Genomic DNA, 16,855 nt, shown 5'->3' with positions numbered 1-16,855 from the left:
CTCGCTCTTGTACGGCTGGGCCGCGACGTGTTGCTGGCTGGTGGCGCCAGGCACAATGGGTTCTTTGCTTTGACGACCGGCATGTAACTCTACCGGGCGCGTGGTCAGGGGCGGCCGCTCCTGCGGGCTTCCTTACCTGTTATGGCTGTCACTACGGCCTCCTGGCGGAGAAGGCCGGTGACGATTCCGTTATGGTCCACCACAGCGTATTCGCCGCCCTCCAGGCGAGCCAAGTACTGGATCAGTTCCTGCCCCTTTGACCATTCCGGGACGTAAGCCCCTGCTGCCAGGGCGTGGGCAACCGCGGTGACGGGCGTCGTCGTCGTGGCTTCCGGCGGGACGCTGGCGGTGGCACCGCTGTCCACCACTCCTTGCGGCCTGCCATCGGGGCCGCAGATCACGACGGCGGGACTCCCCGCGGGTGCGATGGCCAGGACATCAGCCACGGTAGCCGTGTTCGGCACGCCGACAGCGGGCTCTGCCAGACCGGCGGCACTGACCAGATACAGCCTGCTGCGCAGCTTCGCGTGATGGATGGAGCTCGAAGCGCTCATCCACAGGAAACCGCAGACGAGGACAGTAATGACGGTGTACATCAGGTTGGGGAGCTGCCCTTGCAGGAAGGGCACAACGATGAACCAGATGACCAGGGCAACCACGATGATCCGGCCCGACCAGCCGGCTGCAATGGTTCCCTTGTCCTGGCTGCCGGTGGCTTTCCATACAGCGGATTCCACCAGCCGGCCGCCGTCCAGCGGCATACCGGGCAGGACGTTGAAGATACCGATCACCAGGTTTGCCAGTCGCAGGATGTCCGCGAGCATGGCGGGTACGCCGGTCAGGGTGTCCGTTGACAGAATCGCCCACATCACTCCGGCGATGACGAAGTTTGAAGCCGGTCCCGCCAGGGCAACGGTGACGGAGCGGCCCGGGGAAGCCGTGAAGTTCTCGAACTGCGTGTGCCCGCCCCAGAGATTGAGGACGATTTTCTCGCTGGGCCACCCGAACGCCCGGGCGCTCAGCGCGTGTGCCAGTTCGTGGATCAGCACCGACACAGCAAGCAGCAAGGCGATGGCCAGCCCAACCAGGTATCCCCAGTTGCCAATGCCCGGGAACAAGTCAATGACAACCGGGCCGTAGAAGACAACCGTGATGGCGGCGATAACGAACCACGAATATGCCAGGTACACAGGAACGCCGGCGATCCTGCCCAGTGGGATGCCTTCCCGCTTTGTCACAACATGGTGCGGAGTGGTGGGACTGCTCACCTAGTTGGCCCCTTCAACGAGGTTGACTGACGGGAAGCGGTCGAAAACCAGCTGCTCGACGTCCGAGGTGGTCCGGCCCGCGAGAGTGGGCCACGTGATCATGCGGGGGTCCTCCGGCAGGGGTACCTGATGCGGAATTCCCACCGTTATGACGCCTGAAGCGATGGCGGCAGTAGCGCCGGGTACGGAATCTTCCAAGGCCACGCAATGGTGGATGGTCAGGGAGGGGTCGTCCAGCCTAAGGCGTTCGACCGCCGTCAGGTAGGCCTCCGGGTGCGGCTTGCCGTTGGTGACGGTGTCGCCTGTGACCATGAACTCGAAGTAGGGCTTGGGTAGGCTCTCCACCACCACGCCGGCGAGGGGGCCTTCCGACATGGTCACCAGCGCGCAACGGATGCCCGCGGTGTGAAGCTCATCCAGCAGTTCACGCGCGCCTGGCCGCCACGGGACTTCCCGGCGAACCTCGGCGATGACTTGCGCGCTGAGGGTGTCCACGATTTCACGGGCCTCAAGCCCGACACCGGCGGCCTGCAGAACGGCAGCCGAATGAAGCAGGGACTGTCCCACAAGCTGCATGGCCTGCTGGTGCGACCAAGTGCCGCCATACGACTCCACCAAGGCTCGTTCGGCAGCGATCCAATAGGGTTCGGTATCCACGAGTGTGCCATCCATATCCCAGAGCACGGCTTTGAGGAGGGGCTGGCTGGGTAACGAATGCATGGTTTCCAGTCTACGTGGAACCTGGTGGTCGACAGTCCTGGCGTTGTGCTGTGGGCGAATATGGGACACGCGTTGACACGAAATGCCATGCATCCATCAGGGTCTTCGACGTAGGGTGAGTGGATGAACAGTGTGGACGGGACCCCCGAAGGGCAGGACATCACCGCGGAGCCCGAGCGTTTCCTGAAGGAACCCGCGGAAGGCCAGCGTGTCACCGTAATGATCGCTGCATTTGAGGGCTGGAACGACGCCGGTGAAGCTGCCAGCGATGCCCTGCACTACCTGAACAAACTATGGGACGGCAAGAAGGTTGCCACCGTGGACGCCGAGGAATATTACGATTTCCAGTTCACCAGGCCCACCGTGCGGCGCACTTCTTCAGGTGCCCGCAAAGTTAAATGGCCATCGACCCGGATCTATAAGGCAGCCGTTCCCGACAGCAACGTGGACGTCGTTTTTGTCCTCGGAACTGAACCTTCCTACCGGTGGCGCGCCTACACAACCGAACTTTTGGTGCACGCTGAAGCACTGAAGGTGGACGCCGTCATCCTGGTGGGCGCGTTGCTTGCCGACGTTCCGCACAGCCGGCCCATTCCGGTCAGCACCACCACCGAAGACAACTCCTTGCGGGAACGCCTCAACCTGGAAGCATCACAGTACGAGGGCCCCGTAGGCATCGTGGGAGTCCTTGCCGAATTCGCCTTGCTGGCGGGCCTGCCGACGGTATCCCTGTGGGCGGCAGTCCCGCACTACGTTGCGCAGCCGCCCTCCCCCAAAGCCCAGCTTGCTATCCTGCACCGGATCGAGGATCTGCTCCAGGTACCACTGGACAGCCATGCACTCGCCGAGGAGTCTGAGGCATGGGAACGCGGGGTGGATGAACTTGCAACGGAAGACCCTGAAATTGCCGCGTATGTGCGCCAGTTGGAGGAAGCGAAGGACACAGCAGACCTTCCGGAAGCCTCCGGTGAGTCCATTGCCCGGGAATTCGAGCGTTACCTTAAGCGACGCGGTAAAGAGCGCCCGTAAGGAACCCGTACCGCAAAAGGAACGGCCCCGACATTCGTCGGGGCCGTTCTTTTTGCCGGGGTTCGGGACTTAGAGTTCCACCCCGAGTAAAGCGTCGATGGCGTCGGAAACCAGTGCCGCGTCCTGGGCGGACGCTTCCGCCCCGTTGCTTACGGCGTCCTTGGCCCACTGGTCGACGACGGCCAGCGCGCCGGGGGCGTTGAGGTCGTTGGCCAGTTCATCCCGCATGGCGGAAACGAGGTTGCCCGCCGAACCGGCCGTGGCCTGTTCCAGAGCTGCCCGCCAGAGTGCGAGCCTGTCCTTGGCTGCAGCAAAACCCTCATTGGTCCAGGACCAGTCCGAGCGGTAGTGGTTGGCAAGGATTGCCAGGCGGATGGCGGCAGGTTCTTCACCGGCTGCGCGGAGTTTGGAAACGAGCACCAGGTTTCCCTTTGACTTGCTCATCTTTTCGCCGTCCAGACCCACCATGCCGGCGTGGCAGTAGTGGCGGGCCAGCGGAACGCCGGAGAGTGAATAGGCGTGGCCGGCTCCCATTTCGTGGTGGGGGAAAATCAGGTCCGATCCCCCACCCTGCACTGTGAATGGCGCAGGGAGGTACTTCTGCGCGATCACGGTACATTCGATGTGCCATCCCGGCCTGCCGGCTCCGAGACCTGCTCCCGGCCAGCTGGGCTCACCGTCACGGGCGACCCGCCACAGCAGGGGGTCCAGCGCGTTTCGCTTGCCTGGCCGGGTGGGGTCTCCCCCGCGCTCGGCGAACAACGTGAGCATTTCGGTTTCGCCCAGGCCGGAGACCTCGCCCAGCTTCCAGGCGTCAGTGGCGCTGGAGCGCTTTCCGGCGGTTTCGACGTCGTAGTAGACGTCGCCGTCGGGCTCGCCGTCGCTGCCCTGGACGCGATAGGCGACACCGTCGGCGATGAGTTTCTCGATGGCGGGCACGATGTCGGGGATGGCCTCGACGGCACCGATGTAGTGATTTGGTGCGAGAACGTTCAGGGCATCCATGTCGGTTTGGAACAGGTCGATCTGGCTTTGTGCCAGATCACGCCAGTCAACGCCCGTTGCGGTGGCCCGCTCCAGGAGGGGGTCGTCGACGTCCGTAACGTTCTGGACGTAGGAGACCCGGACGCCCGCGTCGCGCCACGCCCGGTTCAGCAGATCGAACGAGACATAGCTTGCAGCATGGCCCATGTGCGTAGCGTCGTAGGGCGTGATGCCACAGACGTACATGGATTGTTCCGCCTGCCGCTCCACCTCCACGACACGGCCGACGGCGGTGTCGTACAGCCGGATGGGCGGCATGCTGCCGGGCAGCTCAGGTACAGGGCGGGAGATCCACGATTTCACGACTCAACCTTAGTGCTAGGCACTGATCACACCGAAACCGAGCAAGACATACAAGGCCAGCCCGAGAAGGATCCGGTACCAAACGAAGAGCCGGTAACTCCGCGTGGACACGAATTTCAGGAACCAGCCAATGATGACGTAACCCACAACGAAGGCAATGACGGTGGCCAGGGCCGTTTCGGGCAGGCCGTAAGGTCCAGCCAAACCTTCATTCGAGACTGTCTTGTAAAGCTGGTAGAGCCCGCTGCCGAACACGGCCGGAATGGCGAGCAGGAAGGAATAGCGTGCTGCTGCTTCACGGGTGTAGCCCATGAGCAGGCCGGCGGTGATCGTGCCGCCGGAGCGTGAGACGCCCGGGATCAGGGCCATGGCCTGCGCGAAGCCATAGAGAATGCCGTGCTTGTAGCTCAATTGCGTCAGGTCGCGCTCCTGCCGCCCCACGGCGTCGGCGACGGCCAGAATCATGCCGAAGACAATCAGCATGGTGGCCACAATCCACATGCTGCGGAGCACAGACTCGATCTGGTCTTGGAACAACAATCCAAGAACGATGATGGGCAGGCTGCCAAGAATGACCAGCCAACCCATGCGGGCATCGGGGTCGTTTCTTTCCACCTTGCCCGTCAGCGAGCCAAACCAGGCCCGCACAATACGGACGATGTCGCGCCAGAAATAGACGATCACGGCGGTCTCGGTTCCCAACTGCGTAATGGCAGTAAATGCCGCCCCGGGATCGGCTGCATTCGGAAGGAATGAGCCGACGATCCGCAGATGCGCGCTCGAGGAAATCGGGAGGAATTCGGTGAGGCCCTGCACAAGGCCCAGCAAGGCTGCTTCTATCCAGTTCACGTGAATAGACCCTACGTCATGAAGACTGGTAACTGCCCGTAAGCTAGCAGCTATGCAGCAGCGTTATGTCGGGAACAGTGGGTTCCGCGTGTCCTCCTTGTCCCTCGGAACCATGTCATGGGCCCAGGAGACCGATGAGCAAGACGCTGCCGAATTGCTCCAGGCATTCGTTGCCGCCGGAGGGACGGTTGTGGATACGGCAGCTTCCTATGCGCAAGGCCAGGCCGAGGCAATGCTGGGTTCCATGCTCGGCGATGTTGTAGCCCGTTCCGAGGTGGTGATCTCCACTAAGGCCGGCGTGTCGTCATCAGAAACACGCCGCAGCGTCAACGCTTCCCGGGGCGCGTTGCTTTCTGCCCTGGATGCGAGCCTGGCGAGGCTCGGAACGGACTATATCGACATCTGGTTCGCCCAGGAATGGGACCCGAACGTGCCCCTGGAAGAGACCCTCTCCGCCCTGGAATTGGCCCAGCGGAGCGGGCGGGCGCGCTACGTGGGCATTTCCAACTACAACGGCTGGCAGACGGCCAAGGCAGCGGCCGTGGCCGGATTCACGCTGGTGGCCAACCAGTCCGAATACTCACTGGTCAACCGCAAAGCCGAAGAAGAACTGATCCCTGCCGTGGAGGACGCAGGCCTTGGCTTGATGGCCTGGGCCCCGCTGGGACGTGGTGTGCTCAGCGGAAAGTACCGCGGACAGATTCCCGCTGATTCCCGCGCAGCACAGGGCAGGCTTGCCGGTTACGTTGAGCCTTATCTGGAACCTCGAGAGTCCCGGGTCGTGGAAGCGGTGGCAATGGCCGCACGTGGTCTGGGCCGGTCACCGCTGGATGTCTCATTGAGCTGGCTGCTTTCCCGGCCGGGGGTTTCCTCCGCGGTCGTGGGACCCAGGAACGCTGTCCAGCTCAAGGAATTGCTGGACGCGCAATTGTCCGTGCTCCCAACGGAAATTGCCAGGGCCCTGGAGGACGTTTCTGCAGCCTAGCGCTGTCAGCGCCGGTCCAGGATGTCCAACAGGTAGCTGCCGTAGCCGCTTTTGGCCAGTTTCGCGGCTTGCCGGCGCAGTTCGTCGTCGGTCAGGTATCCCATCCGCCACGCCACCTCTTCCGGGGCCCCGATTTTCAAGCCCTGCCTGTTCTCGGTGGTCCGGACGTAGTTGGATGCATCGTTGAGGTCGCTGAAGGTTCCCGTGTCCAGCCAAGCTGTACCCCTCGGGAACTTCTGCACATGCAACCGTCCAAGTTCCATGTACTTGCGGTTGATGTCAGTGATTTCCAGCTCCCCGCGCGGAGACGGCTGAAGGTCTTTTGCCATGGCCACCACATTGTTGTCATAAAAGTAAAGGCCGGGAACCGCGTAGTTGCTTTTGGGAACGGCAGGCTTCTCTTCAATGGAAACAGCCAGGCCGTCGTCGTCGAATTCCACCACGCCGTAAGCGGACGGGTCCTTGACCCAATAGCCGAAAATTGCACCGCCGTCGACATCGGCATAATGCCGGAGCTGGTTGCCCATGCCGGGGCCATTGAAGATATTGTCGCCGAGGATGAGCGCCACTTTGCCGCTGCCGATGTGTTCCTCGCCCAGGATGAACGCCTGGGCGAGTCCATCGGGAGTGGGCTGACGGGCGTAACTCAGATTTACGCCGAATTGCGAGCCGTCCCCCAGGAGATTTTCGAATTGATGGCCGTCGGCAGGCGTAGTGATGATCAGGATGTCCCGGATTCCCGCCAGCATCAGGGTGCAGAGCGGGTAGTAAATCATCGGTTTATCAAAAACCGGAACCAATTGTTTACTGATGGCGAGCGTAATCGGATGAAGCCGGGATCCTGTGCCACCGGCAAGAATAATTCCGCGCATCTAGCTGTCCTCTCCCGCTGCACATCACCGTCCATGACGGTTACGCTATGGCCATGCAGAGAATCCTTGTCACCGGCGGGGCCGGATTCATCGGATGCAATTTTGTTCACTTCATCATGGAGCACACCGGCCTCCATGTCACGGTCCTGGACAAATTGACCTACGCCGGCAACATGGAATCCCTGTCGGGGCTGCCGTCCGGCCGTTTCGATTTTCAAAAAGGCGATATCTGCGATGCCGGCGTTGTGGACGCGCTGACATCCTCGGTGGACGCCGTCGTCCACTTCGCTGCAGAATCGCACAACGACAACTCCCTGGCGGATCCACGTCCGTTCATGGACACCAACCTGGCGGGAACCTTTACCCTCATCGAGGCTGCCCGCAGGCATGGAACACGCTTCCATCACATCTCCACGGATGAAGTGTATGGAGACCTGGCCTTGGACGAACGCCGCAAATTCACTGAAGACTCCGTTTACCGCCCGACGAGCCCCTACTCGGCCACCAAGGCAGGCTCGGATATGTTGGTGCGGGCATGGGTGCGTTCGTTCGGCCTGAAGGCGACCATCAGCAATTGCTCCAACAATTACGGTCCCTACCAGCATGTTGAGAAGTTCATTCCGCGGCAGATCACCAACATCCTGGACGGCGTGCGCCCGCGGTTGTACGGGCAAGGATTGAACGTCCGGGACTGGATCCATGTGGAAGACCATTCCTCCGCGGTTTTGACCATCCTTGAACGTGGCCGGGTGGGTGAAACCTACCTGGTCGGGGCAGATGGCGAGCGATCGAACCGCGAGGTAGTGGAAATGCTCCTCGCCCTCGATGGACAACAACCTGACGCCTACGACCTCGTCAAGGACCGGCCCGGGCACGATCTGCGTTACGCCATCGACTCCACCAAGCTGCGCAGGGAACTCGGCTGGACGCCCCGGTTCTCCGACTTTGCCTCCGGCCTGGCAGAGACCGTGCAGTGGTACAGAAGCAACGAAGACTGGTGGCGTCCTCAGAAAGCGGTCACGGAGTCAAAATATGCAGGTCAAGGGCACTAGGCCGTGGACCCGCGGGAACTGGCTTCCACTCCGACTCCGATCCCGGGGTTGGTGCTTTTCGAACTCCCGGTCCATACCGACAGCCGCGGTTGGTTCAAGGAGAACTGGCACCGCAGGAAAATGCTGGGTGCCGGACTGCCGGACTTCGGGCCCGTGCAGAACAACATATCCTTCAACGCCGTACGCGGCACTACGCGGGGCATCCATGCCGAGCCGTGGGATAAGTTCGTCTCCTTGGCCTCCGGTCGTATTTTCGGGGCCTGGGTGGACCTCCGGAAAGGACCGACTTTCGGTGTCCTGTTCACGGCGGAGTTGACGCCTGGCCAAGCCGTGTTCGTGCCCCGTGGCGTGGGCAACGCCTTCCAGACCCTGGACGCCGACACCGCCTACACCTATCTCGTGAACGACCATTGGAGCCCTGAGGCCCAGCAGAACTACACCTTCCTGAATCTTGCCGACGAACAGGTCGCTGTTCCCTGGCCGATACCCCTCAGCGAGGCCATCCTTTCGGACCAGGACAAGAACCACCCGCGGCTGGCCGGCGTCAGTCCGATGGAGAAGCGGCGCACGCTCGTGCTGGGGGCCGGCGGCCAATTGGGCACCGCGCTCCGGCAAGCATTCGACGGCGACACCACCGTGGACTTCGCCGGCCGCCGGGACTTTGACATCACCAGCGAGGATTCCTACCGGTCAGTGAACTGGCGCGATTACTCCACGATCATCAACGCCGCGGCATTTACCGCGGTTGACGCTGCCGAAAGCCCTGAAGGCCGTGCAGCTGCCTGGACAATCAACGCAGCCGCCGTATCCCGGTTGGCGGCCACCGCCGTCGACCATTCTCTAACCCTGGTCCATGTATCCAGCGATTACGTCTTTGACGGGACCGTCAAGCCTCACCGGGAGGACGAACCCTTCTCACCTTTGGGTGTGTACGGACAGAGCAAGGCCGCCGGTGACATCGCCGCGGGTACCGTGCCGCGGCACTACATCGTCAGGACCAGTTGGGTGGTCGGCGACGGAAAGAACTTTGTTCGGACCATGGCCGGCCTTGCTGCAAAAGGTGCATCACCTGCAGTGGTCGATGACCAGTTCGGACGCTTGAGCTTTGCCGAGGACCTCGCCGCAGGGATCCGGCACCTGCTCGACTCCCGGGCCCCGCATGGAACCTACAACCTCAGCAACAGCGGCGACCATCAGAGCTGGGCAGATGTTGCTGCGGACGTCTACCGGCTGTGCGGAGCGGACCCGCGCCTGGTGCGCCCGATCAGTACAGCCGAGTACAACAAACCGGAGATGGCACCGCGGCCGGCCAACAGTGTCCTGGACCTCGGCAAAATTTCGGCAGTGGGCTTCGCTCCCCCGGACGCCTCACAGCGGCTGGCCGATTATCTCCAACACACGACTCGGCAAAGGCCCTCCTGAACGCGGCCCGCACCAGGAGCAATTGACGACGGCGGGTTACGGATTCGCGAAGCTGGTGCCATCCTTTGAGGTACTCATCATTGGGTTGCGGAAGAAGATGACGCTATGCGGGTTCGCTACTTCACCACGATGGCCTTGACGTTTGGCCTGCTGTTCTGGGCGAGCACGATACCTGGCACCGTACCCAGGACAGCTGCTCTTCCGCAGCCGGACCCCACGGCAGCCCCCGTGGAAGCAGCGGACGCTCTCCACGAGCTGCCCAGGATTCCATGGGAAGGCGGACCGGCGTACTGGCGACAGTTTGCCAAGGCAACCGCAGCCGGCTGGAGCGATCCGTCCTTCTTTCCCATCGCGATCTGGTACGGGTCCCCTGGCAGCGATGCGCAACTGGCCTACGACAAATCGCTGGGCATCAACACTTACGTCCAAGGGAACCCGGACGCGTCCAGTGCAGCCATCTCCGCGCACGGCATGTTCACTCTTTTCGCGACCAAGGACGCACCGGCCGGCTGGGACCGGCAGGTGGGGAGCGTCCTGGACGACGAAGTGGACGGCAGGTATGACCCTGTAGCCGGGCTCGCCCACATGAAGCAGTTGGCAGCCCAGCATGATCCCGCAGCCACGGGCAGGTTCACCTACGCGAACTGGACCTCGGGGATCATCACCTATGACGTGCCCATGCAGTTGTCGATGGACTACTTCAGCACTGCGAACGTGAACTCCGTGGACCAGTACTTCTACGCCGTCCCTCAATGCGATTGGGGCGACGGGACGCTCAGGTGGCGGACGCCCAAGGAACAGAATCCCATCGCCCCGGTGAACTGCCGCACGGCCTCGAGCTACGGCAAAATCATGCAGCTCCAGCAGGAAATCAATGCCGCGCGGGGCGTACAGGCCCCGCTCTGGGCTCTGCCCACTGTGATCAGCACCGGCGGTTCCACAGGCGGTTACAAGCAGTTGGGCCCCGAGCAAGTCCAAGCCCAGGTGTGGGCGTCGATCATCCATGAGGCCCGGGGCATCGTGTGGTTCAGCCAGTCCCCGGACCAGCAAAACGTCAACGATTGCATCAGCGGCGACGCTTTCCAGGACGCCCGGATACACAGCGCTGCCTGCTTGAAGGACCAAGTGGCTGCAGCGGGGGTCGTGAACCATGCCATCACTTCATTGGCGCCAGTCATCAACACCCAGTCCTACGTTTGGGATTTTGGCGAGGGGACCGACACGATGCTCAAAGCCAAGGACGGAAGTGCCTATATCTTCGCGATGACGGACGACGGGCTCACCGGAAGCAGGACCTTCACGCTCCCGGGCGGGATCACCGGGTCCACCGTGGAGGTGTTGGGCGAGAACCGGTCGATACACATCCAGGGCGGGAAATTCACGGATGCTTTCCCGAACGAATACACGCACCACGTCTACCGCATCGCGCTTTAAGGCGCGTACTGTCCCGGCAAAGGCCGCCCAGGGCTCTGGCGGACTCCGGAAAATCGTCCTAAAGTAGCCCTACGGCAGCCTCTGGCAGGAGGCCGGGAGACAACTCAAGTGAACATGTCGATGTGGCGGCGTTTGTCCGCCATCCACGATCCTGGCAGTGCAGCAGCCACGGATCGTGGGCCACATGGTTATGCCTTGAGCTTGACCCGAGCCTGGAGCCAAGAATGCTGCTACCCAAAGTCCTGCCCACCCGAAGTGCCCTCCACGGTGCAGTCCGCCACCGCCCCCTGACAAGCGGGCTCAGTGGCCGCAGCCTCCTGCTACAGAGGCCGATGGACGACGGCGGGACGCCCGCCGCCACGTCCCCGGAGCGCTGGGTCAATCTGGGCGGCGTCCCCGTAAAGCTCATGGAGTTCGACCCGGCAATTCAGGAGATCCTGGGCAGGGCCGGCGCTACCGGCGCACCGCCCCTGGGAGTGTGCTCAGCCAATTTGGACCACATACGTCATTTCGGCTCCGGGAGCCGGTGGGAGGAGACCCTGGAACGGTCCCGGTCCCTGGAGTGGTTGACGCTTATCGACGGCGCCCCGCTGGCTACTGAGGCCCGGCGCCTCACCGCAAGGACATGGCCGAGGCTGGCGGGCAGCGATCTCGTGGGCCCGTTGTTGGATGAGGCAGAACGAAGGGGCCTCAGTATCGGGTTCCTTGGCGGGTCGGTTCAGACCCAGGAACGGATCCGGGCCAAATTCGAGGTGGAACGGCCAAAGCTTGCGGTCACTGGATGGTGGGCACCGCCACGGAGCACTCTTGGGGATGACCACGCTTCCCGGGAGCTGGCAGCAACGATCGCGTTGACAGCCCCTGACATCCTGATCGTCGGCTTGGGAAAACCCCGGCAGGAACTTTGGATATCAGAGTACGGAGCCCTGACCGGAGCCAAGGTACTGCTGGCTTTCGGAGCGGTGGTGGACTTTCTGGCAGGCCACATCCGGCGGGCCCCTTCATGGGTGAGTTCCAACAGCCTTGAGTGGGCTTGGCGGCTTGCGTTGGAACCACGCCGGCTTGCCCGGCGGTACCTCGTGGAAGGCCCGGAAGCCTATGTGCGGTTGCGCAGGGACAGCGGCTTATCCCTGTCGTCCAACAGGTCCTTGCCATCCAGGGATGTCCCGGAGCGTGCGCCCAGCCGCGCTCCGGGGTCTTTCCTCCCTGCCAGGGCTGCAGCCGATGTCGCCGTCGTCGTCGTCACTTACAACAACGAGGACGATATCGGGCCCTTGGTCCGGGGCCTGCGGAAGGAGGCCTTGGGCCAGTCGATCAAGGTGGTGGTGGCCGACAACTCCCCCAACGACCACACGCTTGAGGCGCTGGCACAATTTCCCGACGTCATTGCCATAAAAACCGGAGGGAACCTCGGATACGCCGGGGGCATCAACGCTGCACTTTCAGAAGCCGGAGAAGCGGCCACCTACCTCATCCTCAATCCGGATCTCCGTATTGAGGAGGGTGCCATCAGTGCAATGCGCAGACGCATGGTACGGTCCGGCGCCGGGATGGTGGTGCCTGTCCTGCTGGACGACGACGGGAGCGTCTACCCTTCGCTGCGCCGTGAGCCGGGAATCCTGCGAGCGCTGGGTGACGCCGCGCTGGGCAGCCATGTGAGGAAACGCCCGGGGTGGTTGTCCGAGATGGACTTTGATGAAGAGAGCTATTTGCACGGGCATCGGGTTGAGTGGGCAACGGGTGCGGCGCTTTTGCTGGATGCCGGTGCGGCTAAGGCCGTGGGAGCCTGGGATGAACGGTTTTTCCTGTATTCGGAAGAGACGGACTACTGCCACCGTATGCGGGAGGCGGGGTATTCCATCTGGTTTGAGCCTTCCGCGCGGATGTGGCATCAACGCGGTGGGTCCGGGGCTTCGCCGCAGTTGACTGCCTTGATGTCTGTGAACAGGGTCCGTTATGCGGAGAAGTATCTTGGGCCGGGTCGGGTCATGGCGTTTCGCGGTGCCGTTCTCGCCGCTGAGGTGGCCCGGTTGGGAAAACCGGGTCATCTGGAAGCTGCCTGGGCAGTGGCCAGCCGACGGCGGTGGGATCGCCTGCCGCATGCCGTACCCAATGTTGGCGGGGTCCTCTGATGGTGGGGGCGTTCCCCTCGGGCGCTGTGATTATCCCCGCCCATAATGAGGCTGCCGTCATCGGGCGTACCCTTGGGTCGCTGCGGGAGGTCATTGGGTGGGGCACGGTGGATGTTGTGGTGGCCTGCAACGGCTGTAGCGATGGGACGGAGGCGATCGCGTCCCAGTGGCAGGGGGTTTCGGTACTTCAGGTGCCGGAGGCGTCAAAGACGGCAGCGCTCAATGCCGGCGACCAATGCACCCGGTTGTGGCCCCGCCTCTATCTGGACGCGGACATTGAGGTCAGCGCCACGGCCCTTGCTGAGGTGTTTGCAGCGTTGCAGGATGGGACCTTGCTTGCTGCCCGGCCGGCCTTCCGATACGACACACAGGGCGCTTCGGCGCCTGTCCGGGCTTACTACCGTGCTCGCGGCCGGATCCCGGGCAATGCGCAGGGTCTGTGGGGTGCTGGTGCCTATGCCCTGAGTCACTCAGGGCATCTCCGTATGGGGGTCTTTCCTGCGCTCACGGGTGATGACTATTTCGTGGACAGGCTCTTTGATGAGCAGGAGAAGGCGGTTCTTGCTACGGAGCCGGTGGTCGTCCGGACGCCCAGGACCTCTGGTGCCTTGTTGGCTGTCCTGCGGCGAACGTATCGGGGAAATGCCGAGCAGGATGTGGTGGCTGGTGGGGCGTCCTTGTCACGGACCGTGCGGCAGTTGCTTGCCTCGGTGCGTGGGCCGCGGACGGCTTTCGATGCGGCCGTCTATGCGGTGTTCGCGGTGGCGGGTCGTCGTCGTGCCGGGGTCTCCGGCACCTCTGCTCCTGTGTGGGAGCGGGATGAGAGCCGCCGATAGACGGTTGCCCTGCCTTGAACCTGTCCCAGCTGTCCCCCGTCTCAGCTGTCCCCTGAGCTTGCGGCTTTCTCCTGGATCTGTGCCCCCGTCGTTTCCCTGCGCGATATGCGCCATAGCGCCCCGGAGATGCCCAGCATAAGGAACAGGAGGCTGGCTGCCATGGGGAAGGCGAAGGCGTCGAAGAATCCGAAGGCCAATGCGGCTGCGGCGACGCTTGCAAGGACTGACTGGCTCATTTGGCGCAGTTCGTTGTCCCTGGCCGACTTCCTGGCCTGCCAGGCGCAGAGGATGCCGGCAAAGACCAGCAGCAGGAAGGCGACAAGGCCTGCTATGCCGAGTTCGACCAGGAGCCCCAGGTATTGGTTGTCAACGATGACGTACGCGGGGAGGAAGGTGCCGAAGCCACGGCCCAACAGCACGTTCTGGCTCGCCATTCCGAAGGCGGTGGAGTAGCCGTTGGTTCTTGAACTGATGCTGGGGTCGTCGGTCCCTATGGTGAAAAGGCCGAAGAGTGTTCCGATCATGCCTGGCGTCACTACGTAGATCACTGCCACCAGGAGGGCTGAAACCATCACGGCCTTCCGCCGGAGCTGTTTCGGCCATACCGGCAGGAGGATGAGGAAAGCCAATGCCATGCAGATCAGTGCGGCCCGGGAGACGGAGAGCATGGCAGCTACGGATATCAGGCCAACGGGGAGCCACCACAGCAGCCGGCGCTTGGTGGTGTCGTTGAGGGCGAGGGTGATGGCTATCGGCAGCGAGGTGGAGAGGACTACCCCGTATTCAAGGGGATGCAACGACATGCCGGCCGCGCGGACAAAGCCTCCCCGGGAATCGATGTTTGCCAGCTCCGAGCTGACGCTGAGGCCCGGTATCCTGATCCATTCGATGAGGGACGAGCCGGTGGCGAACTGGAGCAGGCCCAGCAATGCTGTCAGTCCCCCGGCCAGGGCGATCCTGCGGAGCAGCGTCCTGACGCTTTCGCGGGTTGTCAGGCCGTCAGTTGCTATGAGCAGGATCCCGGCCCATCCTGCGAGCCGTAGGAGGCCCGCGTCTGCGGGGCTGGCTTCGCTTTCCGGCAATCCCTTGACCATGGCGTAGGCGTAACTGGATGCTGCGACGAGGAGGAAGGCTGCCAGTGCCACCCGCAAGGGATGCCACCGCCTGATTGATGGTGTCGTGCGGCGCAGCTGGTGCAGGATCCACCACGCGAGGGCCAGGAGGGCGAAGAGCGTGCTTGGCCGGCCGATGGACCCCAGGGACGCTATCACCATGTTTGACGGCAGGGCACATGTGAGCACCAGGTAGATGGTGAGGAACAGGGGCGCATCGGACTTCCGGGCCACCCCCTGGATGCCGTCTCGATGTAGTAACCCGTTAGCCCGGTACACGGGAGGTCACCTTTGCGTGCGGGATGTCGGGACGTTGGACGCTTGAGCCGCCCTTGTGCAGGATCCTGCGGCGACGGGGCCGTGAATCAACAATGACTGCGGCCAGGATGGAAAGTGTGGCGGCTAGGCCAACCCAGAATACTGCGCCTTTGACGCGGTTGAGTTGGGTGCCTCCGCCGAACACGATCTCAGGGCTGGACGGCGACGTGAGGGTGGTGATGAGGGCTTGTTGGACACCTGCCTCCTGCTGGAGCGCCCGGGAAGCGTCATTGATGCCGTCGACAACGTTTTGGAGCACGTCCTTCACCTTTTGTGCGCTGGAGTCGACCACCTGCACGGATAGGACCGGCCACCGGAAGCTCTTGGCCCATTGGCCGCCGCTGTTGAGCAGGGTCACTGAGTAGCCGTGCCGGACCCCGGCACCATAAAGGGTTCCGCTGGAGAGCGTGAGATCCACAGATGCTGAGTCGTAGTTGACACGTCGCTCCACCATGGCCGCGAAGTCCACTAGCGACGCGTAGTCGTCACCGGGTATCCAGTAGGCCGGTTCGCGGTCCGGAGCGACGAACGTGACTTCCGCCTTGGTCCAGTAGACAGGCTCAGCGGACCGGACCGCGCCCAGGGACGCCAGTCCGATGGCTATCCCGATGGCCACGATGTACCAGCGCCTGCCCAGGATGCGGAGAAGGATGGCTGCGGTCATGGTTATCCCGGCCTGTAGGAACTGGGTACGACACTGGCAGTTTCACCAGCGAGGTGTGCCGGTTCGTCCGTTGTGGGCCGGTTGCTTGAAAACCGTTCCACCGAGGAAGGTTTCCTTTGCCTGGTAGCCGGCGGCGTGCGCGGTTTGGATCCGGCGGGCTTGTCGGTGGGTTCTGTGCTCTTGCGGTGTTTTCGGGACAGGAGCAACCCGTCGATGAGTACGGTAAGCATGATGCTGAACGCCACGCCGCCGGCAGCGGTGACCAGGAGCAGTTGCGTCCGGGCTTTGACCTCGGGAACTGCTTTGCTGTCCTCAAGCAGTTTCATCGTGGAAATGCGGGAAGTTGTTGGCACGTTGAGGACGTCCTGCAGCTCGGTCAGGGCCACGGGTGCCTGGTTCATCACAGTATCGAGGATCTTGAGGGCCTGGCCGGAGTCGGGTGAGGAGGCTGTGATGAGGAGGATGGCCCCGCTTGTTCCTTTGTCGGCTTCAGCTGTGAAGGTGCTGGCCCCGCTTTGTTCACGGATGGTCTCCTTGAACTCCTCGGAGGACATCTTGCGCGTGAGGATATCCAGGGCCTCGCTCATGCCGCCCAGCCCCAGATATGGATTACCGGCTTCTCCGACGCTTTTGGTGGAGGGCAGGAGGACCAGGCTCGCCTGGGCTTTGTAGTTGTCGGGCGCGTTCTGCTGGAGGAAGAAGCAGGCGCCTGCGGTCACGGCAAGACCCAACACGACGATGAACCATCGGCGTATCAGGCTTTTCAGTATCTTTTGTACCTGCATGTCCTGCTCTTACCTTTCGTTGAGTGTCTT

General features: G+C 62.7%; 15 protein-coding genes. 7 read left to right on the top strand and 8 right to left on the bottom strand.

The window, feature by feature from the left end; translation table 11 throughout:
- Positions 1 to 104: 104 nt before the first annotated feature.
- Positions 105 to 1,268, bottom strand: coding sequence for a site-2 protease family protein (locus JMY29_RS10305; protein ID WP_018777642.1), 1,164 nt, complete (start codon positions 1,266 to 1,268; stop codon positions 105 to 107).
- On the bottom strand, positions 1,269 to 2,081 hold the full coding sequence (locus tag JMY29_RS10300) for an HAD family hydrolase (protein ID WP_110504656.1): 813 nt from the start codon (positions 2,079 to 2,081) through the stop codon (positions 1,269 to 1,271).
- A 30-nt stretch (positions 2,082 to 2,111) separates the two neighbouring features.
- Here JMY29_RS10300 and JMY29_RS10295 point away from each other — a divergent pair, with 30 nt between their 5' ends.
- Entirely contained in the window at positions 2,112 to 3,017 is a 906-nt protein-coding gene (locus JMY29_RS10295; RefSeq protein ID WP_018777640.1) for a PAC2 family protein, read from the top strand.
- A 69-nt stretch (positions 3,018 to 3,086) separates the two neighbouring features.
- Here JMY29_RS10295 and mshC read toward each other — a convergent pair whose 3' ends face one another.
- Positions 3,087 to 4,364, bottom strand: a complete 1,278-nt coding sequence (gene mshC, locus JMY29_RS10290; protein WP_189075552.1) for a cysteine--1-D-myo-inosityl 2-amino-2-deoxy-alpha-D-glucopyranoside ligase — start codon at positions 4,362 to 4,364, stop codon at positions 3,087 to 3,089.
- 15 nt (positions 4,365 to 4,379) lie between these two features.
- Positions 4,380 to 5,213 carry an undecaprenyl-diphosphate phosphatase gene (locus tag JMY29_RS10285; RefSeq protein ID WP_039241297.1) on the bottom strand — a complete coding sequence of 278 codons (834 nt, stop codon included), beginning with the start codon at positions 5,211 to 5,213 and terminating at the stop codon, positions 4,380 to 4,382.
- 52 nt (positions 5,214 to 5,265) lie between these two features.
- Here JMY29_RS10285 and JMY29_RS10280 point away from each other — a divergent pair, with 52 nt between their 5' ends.
- The gene (locus JMY29_RS10280; RefSeq protein WP_189075553.1) at positions 5,266 to 6,198 is read left to right on the top strand and encodes an aldo/keto reductase; all 933 of its coding nucleotides are present in this window, start codon (positions 5,266 to 5,268) and stop codon (positions 6,196 to 6,198) included.
- A gap of 5 nt (positions 6,199 to 6,203) precedes the next feature.
- On the opposite strand, the gene rfbA is transcribed toward JMY29_RS10280, so the two are convergent.
- Positions 6,204 to 7,070 carry a glucose-1-phosphate thymidylyltransferase RfbA gene (rfbA, locus tag JMY29_RS10275; RefSeq protein WP_026267147.1) on the bottom strand — a complete coding sequence of 289 codons (867 nt, stop codon included), beginning with the start codon at positions 7,068 to 7,070 and terminating at the stop codon, positions 6,204 to 6,206.
- A 47-nt stretch (positions 7,071 to 7,117) separates the two neighbouring features.
- Between rfbA and rfbB the strand changes: the two genes are divergently transcribed.
- From rfbB to JMY29_RS10250, 5 genes are all read left to right on the top strand, one after another.
- Positions 7,118 to 8,122, top strand: coding sequence for a dTDP-glucose 4,6-dehydratase (rfbB, locus tag JMY29_RS10270; protein ID WP_179128358.1), 1,005 nt, complete (start codon positions 7,118 to 7,120; stop codon positions 8,120 to 8,122).
- Positions 8,123 to 8,125: 3 nt separating this feature from the next.
- The gene (locus JMY29_RS10265) at positions 8,126 to 9,544 is read left to right on the top strand and encodes a sugar nucleotide-binding protein (RefSeq protein WP_189075554.1); all 1,419 of its coding nucleotides are present in this window, start codon (positions 8,126 to 8,128) and stop codon (positions 9,542 to 9,544) included.
- Between the two features lie 105 nt (positions 9,545 to 9,649).
- On the top strand, positions 9,650 to 10,978 hold the full coding sequence (locus JMY29_RS10260) for a hypothetical protein (protein WP_189075555.1): 1,329 nt from the start codon (positions 9,650 to 9,652) through the stop codon (positions 10,976 to 10,978).
- 224 nt (positions 10,979 to 11,202) lie between these two features.
- Positions 11,203 to 13,110: a WecB/TagA/CpsF family glycosyltransferase gene (locus JMY29_RS10255; protein WP_189075556.1), complete on the top strand. Its 1,908-nt coding sequence runs from the start codon at positions 11,203 to 11,205 to the stop codon at positions 13,108 to 13,110.
- A complete protein-coding gene (locus tag JMY29_RS10250; protein ID WP_189075557.1) occupies positions 13,110 to 13,946 on the top strand; it encodes a glycosyltransferase in 837 nt (278 codons plus the stop codon). The genes JMY29_RS10255 and JMY29_RS10250 overlap by 1 nt, the downstream gene beginning before the upstream one ends.
- Before the next feature lie 41 nt (positions 13,947 to 13,987).
- Here JMY29_RS10250 and JMY29_RS10245 read toward each other — a convergent pair whose 3' ends face one another.
- From JMY29_RS10245 to JMY29_RS10235, 3 genes are read right to left on the bottom strand one after another with little or no spacing between them, the layout of a single operon-like run.
- Positions 13,988 to 15,292 carry an O-antigen ligase family protein gene (locus JMY29_RS10245; RefSeq protein ID WP_189075558.1) on the bottom strand — a complete coding sequence of 435 codons (1,305 nt, stop codon included), beginning with the start codon at positions 15,290 to 15,292 and terminating at the stop codon, positions 13,988 to 13,990.
- Between the two features lie 31 nt (positions 15,293 to 15,323).
- On the bottom strand, positions 15,324 to 16,040 hold the full coding sequence (locus JMY29_RS10240) for a hypothetical protein (RefSeq protein ID WP_189075559.1): 717 nt from the start codon (positions 16,038 to 16,040) through the stop codon (positions 15,324 to 15,326).
- 2 nt (positions 16,041 to 16,042) lie between these two features.
- On the bottom strand, positions 16,043 to 16,825 hold the full coding sequence (locus JMY29_RS10235) for a YveK family protein (RefSeq protein WP_189075560.1): 783 nt from the start codon (positions 16,823 to 16,825) through the stop codon (positions 16,043 to 16,045).
- Positions 16,826 to 16,855: the final 30 nt, after the last annotated feature.

This window comes from Paenarthrobacter nicotinovorans, from assembly GCF_021919345.1.
GTDB lineage: Bacteria > Actinomycetota > Actinomycetes > Actinomycetales > Micrococcaceae > Arthrobacter > Arthrobacter nicotinovorans.
Note: the sequence above shows the minus strand (reverse complement) of the source record. Positions and strands in the feature narration are given on the sequence as shown.